This is a genomic window from Erythrobacter sp. 'gip.4 top 5' (assembly GCF_056495765.1).
On sequence record NZ_CP200270.1, the window covers coordinates 2282677 to 2297110 of the forward strand.

The window sequence follows — 14434 nt, forward strand, 5'->3', positions numbered from 1 at the left end:
GGGAGCGCATGCCTGTGGCGATTGACGAAAACCTGGTTTTCAAGCCAATCAACATCGGCGTCCTGACCGTATCGGACACGCGCACGCCGGCGACTGACACCTCGGGCAGCGTTCTGGTGGCCCGCGTGACCGCCGCGGGGCACCGTCTGGCGGCCCGTTTAATCGTCAAGGATGATGCGGAAACGCTTGCCGCACAGTTCGAGGCGTGGATTGACGATCCCGCCATTGACGCTGTGGTCAGCACCGGAGGCACCGGGCTTACAGGCCGCGATGTGACGCCCGAAGCGTTGGCGATGATCGCAGATGCCCGTGCCATCCCCGGCTTTGGCGAGCTGTTCCGTTGGCTTAGCTTCCAGACCATCGGCACCAGCACCGTGCAGTCGCGCGCCTGCGCGGTGGTGGCACGCGGCACTTATATTTTCGCGCTGCCCGGATCGAATGGCGCGGTGAAGGATGGCTGGGACGGCATTCTTGCCGAACAGCTCGATAGCCGCAATCGCCCCTGCAATTTCGTGGACCTGATGCCGCGGCTGCGCGAGGTGTGATTTTGGGTTATGCCAGACCCATTCTAGACCCTTCTTAGACCCCCTCTCGCCCGCTTTTGATCAGGCCTTGCCAAGGGTTGCCGAAGCGGCGTTTGTTCCGTAAATGTTCCACGTGAAACATTTGCCGATCAAAGGACGCGGCGCGCAGTCAGACGCGGTGCCTACCCGCTTTGGCCTCGCCGCACGCGAGGTTGACGGGGACTGGCGCGATCATGTCGAGGCGCTGGCCAAAGAAGACGGGGGCCCGCCTGTCAAACTGCGCACCACGGTGATGCAAGAGCGGCCCAAGTCGATCCTCACCTTCAACCAGTCACCCGACGTGCCGTTTGACCGTTCGATCAACGCCTATCGCGGGTGCGAACATGGCTGCGTCTATTGCTTCGCCCGGCCGACCCACGCCTATCACGACCTGTCGCCAGGATTGGATTTCGAAACCAAACTGTTTGCCAAACCCGATGCTGCGGCGCTGTTGCGCAAGACACTGGCGAAGCGGGGTTATACGCCCAAGCCGATCGCGCTTGGCACCAACACCGATCCCTATCAGCCGATCGAGCGAGATTATCGGATCACCCGTGGAATTCTCGAAGTGTGCCTCGAAACGCGTCACCCTGTCACCATCACCACCAAGTCGGACCGGGTGCTGGACAACGCTGATCTGTTGGCGGAAATGGCGCGCCAGAATCTGGTGGCGGTGGCGATCTCTGTAACCAGCCTCGATCCGGTGCTGTCGAGCAAGCTCGAACCGCGCTGCGCGGCGCCTGCCAAGCGGATTGCAGCCTTGGGCAAGCTGCTGGAGCTCGGCGTGCCGGTGCACTGTTCGATTTCGCCGATCATCCCGGCAATCACCGACGAATTCATCGAAGGCATTGTGGCTGAAGTCGGGGCTTTGGGCGTGCCCAGCATAAACTGGATACCCTTGCGCCTCCCCCACGAAGTCGCGCCGCTGTTCCGCGAATGGCTCGCCGTTCACTATCCCGAGCGCGCTGGCAAGGTGATGAGCATCGTGCGCGCAATGCGGGGCGGGCGGGACAATGATCCCAATTTCCACAGCCGCTTCAACCCCAAAGGCGTATGGGCCGATCTGATCCGAGCGCGCTTCACGCTGGCGTGCAAGCAGGCAGGGATTGGGAAAGCGCGGTTCGAACTGGATAGCTCGCGGTTCAGGGCGCCAGAGGTGGGCGGGCAGATGCGGCTGCTTTGGGACTAACGCCCTCGCAATAGCTGCCGCCGCTTTGCCATTGTCCACCCGCATCGAGGCAGGCGTCGACCAGGTTCATCTCCTGCAACTACCACCCGGCGCTGATGCCGAATAAGAGCCCGGCCAGCAACATCAGGGCGTCACGCTTGTTCACCTTCGGAGTACTCCGCCACGTCGCGATACAGCAGCAGATTGGGCATGTTGATCGGCAACCCGCGCGGGATCCTTCCAAGCCTGAAGGTTCGCCAAGGATGGCTCAATATAGGTTTCACAAGTCATGCGGCGGCGTCTTTCGTTAGATCACATTGCATATAGACGGTATCAAGCCTCCGTCCGAGCTTGAAGCCGACATTGCGCATCCGGCCCGCGTGGACAAAGCCGCTCTTCGCATGCAGTGCGACCGAGCCCGGCTCGCCGCCGCCGATCACTGCGATCATCTGCTCGAAGCCGCTGGCCCGTGCTGCCCCGATCAGCGCCGCGAGCAACGCTGTCCCGATTCCGCCGCCGCGGGTATCATCGGCGACATAGATGCTGTTCTCGCAGGTTCGCGCATAAGCCGCGCGGTCGCGGAATTGGGCGGCGTAGCAATAGCCAAGCGTGGCCCTTTGGCGCTCAGCCACAAGAAACGGCCAGCCGCGCACCGTAACTGCCGCAATCCTTTCAGCCCACGCCACTGCATCGGGCGCAGTCGTGTCGAAGGTTGCTGTGCTGTGTGCGACGTGGAAGGCGTAAATGTCGCACACGGCCTGCGCGTCCTGCTCGCGCGCAGGCCGGATTGTCAGATCAACCAAGCGTGTAGTCCGCAAAGCGATCCCGCAGATCCTTCTTGCTGATCTTGCCGGTCGCAGTGTGGGGGATGTCGTCAACAAACTCGACCGCATCGGGCAGCCACCACTTGGCGACAATCGGCTTGAGGTGTTCGATCACATCATCCGCCGTAAGATCAGTCCCCTCCTTCTTCACCACAAACAAAACCGGGCGCTCGTCCCACTTGGGGTGTGTGATGCCGATGCAGGCGGCCTCTGCGACGCCGGGATGACCACAGGCGGCGTTTTCGAGCTCGACCGAGCTGATCCATTCGCCGCCGGACTTGATCACGTCCTTGGTGCGATCGGTCAGCTGCAGCGTACCATCAGGGTGCAGAATGCCAACGTCGCCGGTATCGAACCAGCCGTCATTGCCCACCGCGTCCTTTTCCGCCTTGAAATACCGCTTGATCACCCACGGCCCGCGGATCTGCAGCGCGCCCGAGGTTTTTCCATCGCGCGGCAGCTCGGTCGTCATGTCGTCCAGATCGACCGTGCGCAGCTGCACGCCGAAAATCGGACGGCCCTGCATCGCGGTCTTTTCGATCTTCTGCTCCATGGTCAGCGTGTCCCAATCCCACGTCGGCCCGCCAACGGTTCCGATGGGCGACGTTTCGGTCATGCCCCAGGCGTGCTGGACGCGGGTGCCGTTCCTGAGCAGGCGTTCGATCATGAACTTGGGCGCCGCCGACCCGCCAATGGTCGCCGCCTTCAGGGGTGGCAGGTCAAGGCCCTCACGATCACAATACTGGAAGTGCGCAAGCCAGACGGTGGGAACGCCCGCGCTATCGGTCACGCCTTCGCGCAGCATCAGATCGTGCAGCACCGCCGGATCATTGACTGCTGAAAACACGAACTTGATGCCCGCCATCGCGCCGGCATAGGGCAAGCCCCAACTTGCTGCGTGGAACATCGGCACCACCGGCAGCATCAAGGACGCCGCGCTGAAATTGAAGCTGGCCGGTTGCAGCCCCGCGATGGCGTGCAGCACGGTCGAGCGGTGCTCATATTGCACGCCCTTGGGATTACCGGTGGTCCCGCTGGTGTAGCAGATCATGCAAGGATCGGTTTCCGGACCTGTGACCCATTCGAAATCGCCATCTTCGGCGCCAATCCAGTCTTCGAAAGCTGGCGAATGCGCGCCCGAATCGTAGCAGATGTAATGTTCAACCATTGGCCAACGGTCGCGCATCCGATCAACGATCGGCTGAAACGCTGCATCGTAGCACAGCACGCGGTCTTCCGCGTGATTGACGATATATTCGAGCTGGTCGTCAAACAGGCGCGGATTCACGGTGTGAAGCACCCCGCCCATCCCTGCCACACCGTACCAGCTGACCAGATGGCGCGCGTGGTTCATCGCCAGGCTGGCGACCTTGTCGCCCGGCTTGATGCCCAGCCGCTGAAGCGCTTGGGCCATCTTTAGCGCATCACGGCGAACCCCTGCCCAGTCAGTGCGGGTTTCACTGCCGTCCGCCCAGCGGCTAACAATCTCGCGGGTCGGCGCTTCGCGCGCCGCATGATCGATTACAGCGGTTACCCGCATGGTCCATTCCTGCATTGCTCCGTGCTTGGTTCCGCTCATGTTGCATTTCTCCCAAAATGTTAGCGTCTTAATCTTGCGCTCTACGGTGGCTTAACCGCTAACGTCGCCGGCTTCTTTGTCCATAATTCCCTTCATCGCAATATTTACACGGCCTGCCGCATGGCATTGAACATTACGCTGTCAAATCACTCTCCCCCTTTGCCACGGGCCGGAACAGCCTGACCCGTAGGCGTGTCGCTTGCTCAGGCTGCGATCACGAAATTGCATTTGAAGGAAAATAAAATGAAAAAAACAGCAATTCTTCTCTTGGGGGCTGCGACGATCATCGCTGTGCCCGCCAACGCACGCGACGGCCAAGCTTACATCGGCATCGAAGGCGGCATGACCTTCCCGAATGACAACCAGATCGACGTTAACGGCGTTGAAGAACAAATCTTCATCGACAACAAGAATGGCTGGGAAGCCGGCGCTGTCTTCGGTTACGATTTTGGCGCATTTCGCCTTGAAGCCGAAGGTGCCTATAAGCAGTTCGGCGTGAAGACCGTCAATGCACCGATCGTTGGCATCCCCCTTGCCACCGGCGTGAGCGTCCCCGGTTTCTACGATGACATCGGCGGCAACATCGATATCGCCAGCGGCATGGTCAATGCGCTGTTCGACATCGGCGGGAATGATGGCATTGGCTTCAGCGCCGGTGGCGGTGTTGGTTATGCCATCTATGATGCTAACCTGACTGCAAACAACGCCGGTCCGGGCATTGTCATCGACAAGGATGGCGGCCTTGCCTACCAGGCCATCGCACAAGCGCGTCTGCCGCTCAGCGAAAACGTCGATTTCGGCGTCAAGTATCGCTATTTCGTGATCGACAAGCTGTCGCTCGTGAATTCGCAGGGCAACCTTTACCAGGACAACTTTGAAACCCACTCGGTTCTGGCAACCTTGACCTACAACTTCGGTGCCCCCGCACAGCCGGCACCGCCGCCGCCGCCGCCGGCTGCTGCTCCCCCGCCGCCCCCGCCGCCGGTTGCTGCTCCGCCGCCGCCGCCGCGTCCGGCCTGCAACACCGGTCCGTACATCGTGTTCTTCGACTTTGATCGTTCGGACATCTCGGCGGAAGCCTCCACCATCCTCAACAACGCAGTCACTGCCTATGCCAATTGCGGCATGGCACGCGTGATGTTGGCCGGGCACACCGATACGTCGGGCAGCGCGAAGTACAACATGGGCCTCGCCCAGCGTCGTAACGAAGCCGTTCGCAGCTACATGACCGGCCGCGGCGTGCCTTCGGGCCAGATTTCGGGCGAAGCGTTTGGTGAAAGCCAGCCGCGCGTTCCGACCGCCGACGGCGTGCGTGAAGCACAGAACCGCCGCGTCGAAGTGACCTACGGTCCGGGTTCGGGCATGTAATCGTCACAAGACTTGACGGTCTGACGACTAAGCGAGGGGGCGGAGCAATCCGCCCCCTTTTTGCTTGGGCGCTGTTTGGCCGTACGCTGTCAGGCCACCAATCGCAAGTTGCTGCGCTTCTTCAATGGCACCAACGCGACCTGGCCAATGCCGTCGACTGCGGCGAGACGTTCGGCCAGTTCGCCGTTGAGAACGAAATTTGATCCGAGCCGCACGTCCACTTCGCCTTCATCAGCGAGCATCAAGCGCACCACGACTTCGCCTGTACCCGTAGGGCGCTCGCCTTTTGCGGCCTGGAGTTCAATCTGGAGTTCGCGCAAGGCCGCGACCGAAGCGATTTCCGCCGTCAATTCCATCGCCGTCGCCCCGCTCACCGCCGCCAGCGGACGGGCACCGCGCACGGTCAACCGAGGCGGTTCGTCCGGGCTTGGCGAATCCAGTTCAACCGTCAGCAGCAGGCATTCTCCATCAGCGGCCCAGCGTTCAAATTGCGGCACCAGTGTCTCTTCAAAGCAAGCGGCGGAGAATTGACCGGAGGAATCAGAAAAATCGGCCCGCACGAAGGTTCCGCCCTTGCGCGTGCGCGCCTTGGTGATTCCCTCAACCAGCACAGCCATGACCGCCGATCCGCGCCCACCGGCTGGTCCGCCCGCTTCCATCAGGCTCTGGTACGTACGCGCGCCATTTGCTGACGCGGCATCACGATATTGGTGCACCGGATGCGCCGAGAAATAGAACCCGAAGTTTTCGCGTTCCTTGGCCATCCGGTCGGTGCGCGACCATGGCTCACACGCTTGCAACCGCAGGTCTTCCGCAGGCCCTGCGTCACCGCCGAACAGCGCCGCTTGCCCGCTTGACCGTTCACGGGCCGCCGCGTCGGCCACCGCCATCAGCAGATCAGCATTCGCAAGCAGCACAGCACGGTTCGGCTCCAGCGTATCAAAAGCGCCCGCGCAGATCAGACCTTCCAACTGGCGGCGGTTCATGGTGCCCTGCGGCACCCGCTCGAACAGATCCTTGAGGCTGGCAAACGGCCCGCTCGCCTGCCGCTCAGCAACAATGGCCTCCATCGCCTTTTCACCGACATTGCGAATCCCGGCGAGAGCGTAGCGCACACCATAGCCGTGATCAGTCTGTTCAACCGTGAACTCGGCCTCGCTCGCTACGATGCACGGCGCCAGCACTTCGACACCGCCCTGACCATTGGGATACCGCCGTGCATCGTCGACAAAGACGTTGAGTTTTTCGGACTGGTGCATGTCAAAGCACATCGACGCGGCGTAGAATTCCTCGGGGTAATGCGCCTTCAGCCATGCGGTCTGGTAGGCGAGGAGCGCGTAAGCCGCCGCGTGCGATTTGTTGAAACCGTAGCCTGCAAATTTGTCGATCAGGTCGAACAATTCATTGGCGCGCTTGGCCTCGATGCCGGAATTGGTCTTGCAGCCATCGCAGAAACGCCCGCGCTGGGCGTCCATTTCGGCCTGCACCTTCTTGCCCATGGCGCGGCGCAGCAAGTCTGCATCCCCAAGCGAATACCCCGCCAGCACCTGGGCTGCCTGCATCACCTGTTCCTGATAGACAAAAATGCCGTAAGTTTCAGCGAGGATGCCTTCGAGCTTTTCGTGCGGATATTCGATCGGCACCACACCCGCCTTGCGCTGACCGAACAGGGGAATGTTGTCCATCGGGCCGGGACGGTAAAGCGAAACGAGCGCGATAATGTCGCCAAAGTTCGTGGGCTTCACCGCTTTGAGCGTGCGGCGCATCCCTTCGGATTCCAGCTGGAACACGCCGACGGTATTGCCGGTCTGCATCAGGTTATAAACCTGCGCATCGTCCAGCGGCAGCGCGCCCAGATCAATCGTGATCCCGCGCGCTTCCAGCAGATCGACCGCCTTACGCAGCACCGACAGCGTCTTCAGGCCAAGAAAATCGAACTTCACCAGGCCGCTTGACTCGACATATTTCATGTCGAACTGCGTCACCGGCATGTCCGATCGCGGATCGCGATACAGCGGCACCAATTGCGCCAACGGCCGGTCACCGATCACCACGCCCGCCGCGTGGGTGGAGGAATTGCGCGGCAGGCCTTCCAATTGCATCGCCAAATCGACGAGGCGCTTCACATCCTTGTCGTTATCATATTCCCGGCGGAAATCCGCTGCGCCATTCAGCGCGCGCGGAAGCGGCCAAGGGTCGGTCGGGTGGTTGGGTATCATCTTGCACAGCCGGTCAACCTGACCGTAGCTCATCTGCAAAATGCGCCCGCAATCGCGCAACACCGCGCGGGCCTTCAGCTTGCCGAAGGTGATGATCTGCGCGACGTGGTCGGTGCCATACTTGGCCTGCACATAGCGGATCACTTCGCCCCGCCGGGTTTCGCAGAAGTCGATATCGAAATCGGGCATCGACACACGTTCAGGGTTGAGGAACCGTTCAAACAGCAGCCCCAGCTTGATCGGATCAAGATCGGTAATGGTGAGCGCCCAGGCGACCACCGAACCCGCACCAGAGCCGCGCCCCGGCCCCACCGGAATGCCCTGTTCCTTGGCCCACTTAATGAAGTCGGCCACGATCAGGAAGTAGCCGGGAAAGCCCATGCCGGCGATAACGTCGATCTCGAACTCCAGCCGATCAAAATAGACCTTGCGCTCATCATCCGAAAGATCGGGATAGGCTGCCAGACGGGCTTCCAGTCCGCTGCGCGAATCCGACGCCAGCATCTGCGCCTCGCCCGATAGATCACCGGCAAGGCTGGGCAGGATCGGCTTGCGATAAGGCGGCGCGAAGGCGCAACGCTGGGCGATCACCAGCGTGTTGGCGGTTGTCTCAGGCAAATCAGCAAAGGCCTCCGCCATCATGCTGGCCGATTTGACGAAGGCTTGCGGGTTTGAACGCGGGCGATCATCCGCGTCAATCTGAGTCGAATTGGCAATGCACAGCATCGCGTCATGCGCCTTGTGCATATGCGGTTCGGCAAAATTGGCAGGATTGGTCGCGACCAGCGGCCAGTCGCGCACATAGGCGAGATCGATCAAAGCCTGTTCGGCCTGCTCGCAAACAGAATCGCCGTGACGTGCAAGTTCGACGTAGAGACGACCGGGGAACAATGCTTCCAAACGATCAGCAAGGCGCATTGCGGCGTCATGCTGCCCTTCGGCGAGCAACCGCGTCAGCCCACCTTCATTCGCACCGGTCAGCGCGATCAGACCAGCGGTGCGGCCTTCCAGATCGGCGAGCGTGACATGCGGCTCGCGTTCCAGCGGGCGATCAAGGTGCGCGGACGAGACAAGGTGGCACAGATTGTCGTAACCCGCATCATCTTGCGCAAACAGCGGCAGGTAATCGACGGTGCCGCGCTCACCATCCCGAACCACGCCCAGAAGTGCGCCAATAATCGGTTGGACGCCTTCGCTTTTGCAGGCAGCGGCAAAGGGCATGATGCCGTAAAGCCCGTTGCGGTCACAGATCGCGATGGCGGGGTAGCCGCGCTCTTTTGCAAGTTTGGCGATGTCCTTGGGATCAATCGCGCCTTCCAGCATCGAAAAAGATGACAGCACGCGCAGCGGAACGAAGGGAGCAAAAGGCATAACGTCAATATGCGGGTCAGCCGCGGATTCGCCAAGCGCTCACGCTGCGCTTTTCCGGCATATCGTCGCGCAAGGCGGCGGTCCGAAATGCCGAGCCTCGCTTTACAAAAGCGCTTCGATATCTCTGGCGATCCGATCGGGCGCATCGGTCGGACCGTAGCGCTTCACCACCTTGCCATCACGGCCAATCAAGAACTTGGTGAAGTTCCACTTGATCGAGGTCGACCCCATCAGCCCCTTGGCCGAGGTTTTCAGCCAATCGTAAAGTGGCGAAGCTTGGGTGCCGTTGACGTCCACCTTGGCCATCAACGGGAAGGTCACGCCGAAATTGACCTTGCAGAACTCGGCAATCTCATCGGCATTGCCCGGTTCCTGCCCACCAAACTGGTTGCAGGGAAAGCCCAGCACTTCAAAACCGCGATCTTTGTATTGCTGATGAAGCTTCTCCAGCCCGTCATATTGCGGTGTGAAACCGCATTTGCTGGCGGTGTTGACCACCAGCAACACAGTGCCGAGCTTGTCTTTCAGATCAAGCGCCTGGCCGCGATTGGTGGTGACGGTGAAATCGGCAATCGTGGTCATGAGCCCCCCTGTGGCTGTTCAGTTCAACCGGGATGTTGTGGCGGGAAATCAGGGTGGGAGGCAAGCTCCATCGCTTCTTGTGCGCTATATTCGCGGTCTCCGGCCTTGGCGATGACGTAGCCCTGGCGCACCTTGTCGGGCAAGGCGGCCAAGTGCCGGACCATGTCCGCAAACGACCCGCGCAAAAGCGGCGTGCCGCCGCCCGGAATCAGAGACGGCTGACCCGTCGGAAGAATTGACGCACGGTCTTGCCAGGCAAGTTCGCCCGATGGGGTGGTATCGCCCTGAAATGTGCTGGGATGATCTGTCATGGAAATGGACTCCTTCACGCGGACGTAAGCGGCAACACACGGCGAAGGTTCCGTTTTACGTCAGCACGCCTTCCTTGAGCCGGACGACGCGGTCCATCTTCGCGGCGAGACGTTCATTATGCGTCGCCACCAGCGCCGCGCTGCCCTCGCCCCGCACCAAGGCGAGAAACTCAGAGAGCACGTTATCAGCGGTGGCTTCGTCGAGATTGCCGGTGGGCTCGTCCGCCAGCACCAGTGTGGGCCGGTTGGCCAGTGCGCGGGCCACAGCTACGCGCTGCTGCTCTCCGCCTGAAAGTTGGCTGGGCCGGTGGGTCAGGCGCGCACCCAAGCCGAGGCTGGTCAACAGACTATCGGCCCGCGTTTCGGCATCAATGCGAGGCACGCCGCGGATCATCTGCGGCATCACCACGTTTTCGCGGGCGTTGAAATCGGGCAGCAGGTGGTGGAATTGATAAACGAAGCCCAGATGGTCCCGCCGAAGCTGCGTGCGCTCGTCCCCAGCCAGCGCCTCGGCCTGCTGTCCTGCGATGCTGATCGACCCTTCGAAACCGCCTTCCAACAGGCCCACGGCTTGCAACATGGTCGATTTGCCCGAACCCGATGGCCCCAGTAGCGCCACGATTTCACCGGGCATGATGTCCAGATCGACCCCGCGCAGCACTTCGATCCGCTGTCCGCCCTGTTCGAAGGCGCGCTTCAAACCGCTCAGGCGCACGATCGGCGCGCCGGGAACCAGGCCGCTATTCATAACGCAGCACCTGCACAGGATCGGTGTTCGCTGCCTTGAGCGCAGGGTAAAGCGTCGCCAGGAAGCTCATGGTCAGCGCAAGCGCGACGATGCCAAGCACTTCCCACGGATCGGTGCGCGACGGCAGTGTTGAAAGGAAGCGCACCTGTGGATCCCAGATTTCCTGACCTGTGGCATAGGCAATGAAATCGACGATCGGCTCACGGAAGAACAGCACGATCGCGCCCAGCAGCAGCCCGGCGGCTGTGCCTATGGCGCCGACCGTGGTGCCGGTGGTGACGAAGATCTTGAGGAGCGACCGGCGCGTTGCGCCCATGGTGCGCATGATCGCGATGTCGCGAGTCTTGGCGCGCACCAGCATAACGAGGCTCGACAGAATGTTGAATGCTGCCACCAGCACCATGAAACTCAGCGCGAAGAACATTGCGACCCGTTCCACCTGCAAAGCCTCAAACAACGCCGAGTTCATCGCCTTCCAATCGGAAATCAGCGCCCGGCCCGTCAGTCGCTCGGCAACGGGCTTGAGGATTTCGCCCACCTTGTCCGGATCGTCCACAGTGACTTCGATCTGCGCTACCGAATCGCCCATCAGCAACAGCGACTGCGCGTCCTTCAGCGGCAGCATCACGAATTTTTCGTCGAAGGTGTAAATGCCGACCTCGAAGATCACGCCTACCTCGTAAGGGAGCTGCCGGATCGTAGTGCCGAACGGTGTCGAGCGCCCCTGGGGGTTGATAATGGTGATGCTGTCGCCCACGCGGATGCCGAGGTTTTGTGCCAACCGGCTGCCGATAGCGACCCGCTCAGATCCGTCTTGAAGCGTGCCGATATCGCCGAGGATGACCTTTTCGCCGAGCGCCGCAATATCCTCGTCGGACTGGCCGCGCAGGAAGATGGCTTCCACCCGGCCGTCATAGCTGACCAGCAAGGGCCGCTCGATCATTGGGGAGGCTTTGACCACGCCCGGCGTGCGTTCGATATCCGCGATGACGCTCTGCCAGTTATTGAGCTTGCCATCATAACCCTGCACAACTGCATGGCCGTTGAGCCCAACGATCTTGTCGAGCAGTTCGCCGCGAAAGCCGTTCATCACGCTCATCACGATCACCAGCATCGCCACCGAGAGCATGACAACGCCGACCGAAATTCCGGCCACCAGCGCAATAAACGCCTCGCCCTTTCCAGGCCAGAGGTAGCGTTTGGCGATCATCCATTCGAAAGGGGAGAGCATGGGTGGTGAGGGTTGCCCGTTGGTTGCTGAACGCTGCCTGTAGTGCGCGCAAGGCCACCGGGCAATCCCTGCCGATCAACCCTGGTCAGGCTTGGCGGGTGCATCCTTGTCACAAGCCGGTCGGCAAAAAGGCGGGCATGCCCGGGCGGCTTTCCCTTGTAATTGATCCGTCACATCGCCATTGGGACACTGCGCAGCGGCGGGATTGCACGCGGACAGGTCTGGTGATGCCGATGACACCCCTCAATATGACTCACCCCTTCCTTGATGCGGATGGCGACAAGCTGCGCGAGGAATGCGGGATTTTCGGCGTGATCCGCGCCAATGATGCCGCCGCGACGGCGGCGCTGGGACTGCACGCGCTTCAGCATCGCGGCCAGGAAGCGGCCGGAATTGTCAGCTACGACGGCCAAGAATTCTTCGCGAGCCGCGGGCTTGGCCATGTTGCCGAAAATTTCTCGTCCTCCCAAGCCATCGCAGCGCTCCCCGGTCACATGGCCGCAGGCCATGTCCGGTATTCGACGACGGGTGGATCGGGTCTGCGGAACGTGCAACCCCTCTATGCCGAACTCGCCAGCGGTGGTTTTGCCGTTTCGCATAATGGCAACATTTCGAACGCTGGCACGCTGCGCACCGATTTGGTGAATAAGGGGTCAATTTTCCAATCGACCTCCGACACCGAAGTGATCATTCACCTTGTCGCCACAAGCCGGTATCCCACGATTGCCGATCGGCTGGTCGATGCACTGCGCCTGGTCGAAGGCGCCTATGCCCTGATCGTGATGACGCGTGAGGGCATGATCGCTTGCCGTGATCCGCTGGGTATCCGCCCATTGGTGATGGGCCGCATGGGTGACGCTATCCTGTTCGCCTCGGAAACGGTCGCCTTTGATGTAGTCGGCGCCGAAGTCATCCGAGAAGTGGATCCGGGCGAATTGGTAATGGTCGATTTCGCAGGCGAGGTTCGCTCGATCCGCCCCTTCGGCAGCCCCTCCCCGCGCCCGTGTATCTTCGAACACGTCTATTTCAGCCGCCCCGACAGCGTCTTTGCCGGTCGGTCAGTTTATGAAGCGCGCAAAGCGATCGGGACGCAGCTTGCGCTCGAAGCCCCCTGTGACGCCGATCTGGTCGTCCCGGTGCCTGACAGCGGCGTGCCAGCGGCCATCGGCTTTGCGATGCAATCGGGCCTGCCGTTCGAATTGGGAATCATCCGTTCGCACTATGTCGGGCGCACCTTCATCCAGCCTTCGGACGGGGCCCGCCATTCCAGCGTCAAGCGCAAACACAACGCCAACCGTGCGCTGGTCGAAGGCAAGCGCATCGTGCTGATCGACGATTCGATTGTGCGCGGCACCACGTCGATGAAGATCGTCGAGATGATGCGCGAGGCAGGCGCGACTGAGGTCCACTTCCGCGTCGCCAGCCCGCCGACCGCGCATTCCTGCTTCTACGGGGTCGACACGCCCGAACGCTCCAAACTGCTGGCCGCCCGCATGGACCTTGAACCCATGCGCCAATTCATCAAGGCCGACAGCCTCGCCTTCGTTTCGATTGACGGCCTCTACCGTGCTGTCGGACGCGAAGGGCGTGACCCAGCCTGCCCGCAGTTCTGCGATGCCTGTTTCACAGGCGAATATCCCACCTCGCTGACAGATCTTGCGCTGGCTGAACAGAAATCCGCACAACTCCCTTTTGCCGATCCGAAAGCTGCCTGACCTATCATGACTGACACTGCAAAGCCGCTTGCCGGACGCACCGCCCTTATTACCGGCGCCAGCCGCGGGATCGGTGCCGCCACCGCCAAAGCCTTCGCCAAAGCGGGCGCACACGTCATTCTGGTGGCGCGCAAGGTCAAGACGCTGGAAGCGGTGGAGGATGAAATCCACGCTTTCGGGGGCACGTCCACCATTGCGCCGGTCGACCTGATGGAGCCTGATGCCGTCTCCCGCCTTGCCGCAGCCATCGCCGGACGCTGGCAGACGCTCGACATCATGGTGCTGGCGGCGGCTTATCTTCCCGAACTGACACCGACATCACAGATCGAGCCCAAGCCCTTCAATCAGGCGCTGTTGATCAATGTGGTGGCGACCCAGGCGCTGCTCGCCGGGTTTGACCAGATGCTGCGCCGCGCCGAAGCCGGCCGGATCATCGGCCTGACAAGCTCCGTGGGATCGGCACCGCGGCCCTATTGGGGCGCTTACGGTTGCACCAAGGCGGCATTCGACAACCTGCTTGAAACCTATGCGGCCGAGGTCGAACGGCTCAGCCCCTTGCGTGTTGCGATCGTCGATCCGGGCGCAACCCGCACCGAAATGCGCGCGCGCGCCTATCCGGGCGAAGACCCCTCGACGGTCAAAGTGCCGGAAGTCGTCGCCGACCGGTTGCTGGCACTGCTGGTGGAGGGCTTCGACAGCTTCTACCGCGAACGTATTGATTGACGCCAATACGCGCCTGACCGGGCGTTAACCTT

The 14434-nt window shown here is 61.3% G+C and carries 12 protein-coding genes; 5 read left to right on the top strand and 7 right to left on the bottom strand.

All coding sequences use genetic code 11. The features are described from left to right. The first annotated feature begins 14 nt into the window (after window positions 1-14). Together moaB and ACRANW_RS11015 are read left to right on the top strand one after the other, a co-directional pair. Window positions 15-545, top strand: a complete 531-nt coding sequence (gene moaB / locus ACRANW_RS11010; protein ID WP_479431831.1) for a molybdenum cofactor biosynthesis protein B — start codon at window positions 15-17, stop codon at window positions 543-545. A 103-nt stretch (window positions 546-648) separates the two neighbouring features. Next, window positions 649-1752: a PA0069 family radical SAM protein gene (locus ACRANW_RS11015; RefSeq protein ID WP_479431832.1), complete on the top strand. Its 1104-nt coding sequence runs from the start codon at window positions 649-651 to the stop codon at window positions 1750-1752. A 266-nt stretch (window positions 1753-2018) separates the two neighbouring features. Here ACRANW_RS11015 and ACRANW_RS11020 read toward each other — a convergent pair whose 3' ends face one another. Both ACRANW_RS11020 and ACRANW_RS11025 read right to left on the bottom strand, forming a co-directional pair. After that, complete coding sequence (locus ACRANW_RS11020) at window positions 2019-2534, bottom strand: N-acetyltransferase family protein (RefSeq protein ID WP_479431833.1); 516 nt, start codon at window positions 2532-2534, stop codon at window positions 2019-2021. Continuing rightward, window positions 2527-4134 carry a long-chain fatty acid--CoA ligase gene (locus ACRANW_RS11025; RefSeq protein WP_479431834.1) on the bottom strand — a complete coding sequence of 536 codons (1608 nt, stop codon included), beginning with the start codon at window positions 4132-4134 and terminating at the stop codon, window positions 2527-2529. Before ACRANW_RS11025 ends, ACRANW_RS11020 begins: the two co-directional genes overlap by 8 nt. 243 nt (window positions 4135-4377) lie before the next feature. Between ACRANW_RS11025 and ACRANW_RS11030 the strand changes: the two genes are divergently transcribed. Then, window positions 4378-5502: an OmpA family protein gene (locus ACRANW_RS11030; protein ID WP_479431835.1), complete on the top strand. Its 1125-nt coding sequence runs from the start codon at window positions 4378-4380 to the stop codon at window positions 5500-5502. An 89-nt stretch (window positions 5503-5591) separates the two neighbouring features. Here ACRANW_RS11030 and dnaE read toward each other — a convergent pair whose 3' ends face one another. From dnaE to ACRANW_RS11055, 5 genes are all read right to left on the bottom strand, one after another. After that, window positions 5592-9092: a DNA polymerase III subunit alpha gene (gene dnaE, locus ACRANW_RS11035; protein ID WP_479431836.1), complete on the bottom strand. Its 3501-nt coding sequence runs from the start codon at window positions 9090-9092 to the stop codon at window positions 5592-5594. A gap of 102 nt (window positions 9093-9194) precedes the next feature. After that, a complete protein-coding gene (locus ACRANW_RS11040; RefSeq protein ID WP_479431837.1) occupies window positions 9195-9674 on the bottom strand; it encodes a glutathione peroxidase in 480 nt (159 codons plus the stop codon). A 23-nt stretch (window positions 9675-9697) separates the two neighbouring features. Then, window positions 9698-9985 carry a hypothetical protein gene (locus tag ACRANW_RS11045; RefSeq protein WP_479431838.1) on the bottom strand — a complete coding sequence of 96 codons (288 nt, stop codon included), beginning with the start codon at window positions 9983-9985 and terminating at the stop codon, window positions 9698-9700. 55 nt (window positions 9986-10040) lie between these two features. Further along, on the bottom strand, window positions 10041-10733 hold the full coding sequence (locus ACRANW_RS11050; protein WP_479431839.1) for an ABC transporter ATP-binding protein: 693 nt from the start codon (window positions 10731-10733) through the stop codon (window positions 10041-10043). Continuing rightward, the gene (locus ACRANW_RS11055; protein ID WP_479431840.1) at window positions 10726-11964 is read right to left on the bottom strand and encodes a lipoprotein-releasing ABC transporter permease subunit; all 1239 of its coding nucleotides are present in this window, start codon (window positions 11962-11964) and stop codon (window positions 10726-10728) included. The genes ACRANW_RS11050 and ACRANW_RS11055 overlap by 8 nt, the downstream gene beginning before the upstream one ends. A gap of 227 nt (window positions 11965-12191) precedes the next feature. Between ACRANW_RS11055 and purF the strand changes: the two genes are divergently transcribed. Further along, complete coding sequence (gene purF, locus ACRANW_RS11060) at window positions 12192-13679, top strand: amidophosphoribosyltransferase (protein WP_479431841.1); 1488 nt, start codon at window positions 12192-12194, stop codon at window positions 13677-13679. 6 nt (window positions 13680-13685) lie between these two features. Next, window positions 13686-14402, top strand: a complete 717-nt coding sequence (locus ACRANW_RS11065; protein ID WP_479431842.1) for an SDR family NAD(P)-dependent oxidoreductase — start codon at window positions 13686-13688, stop codon at window positions 14400-14402. The last annotated feature ends 32 nt before the right edge of the window (window positions 14403-14434 follow it).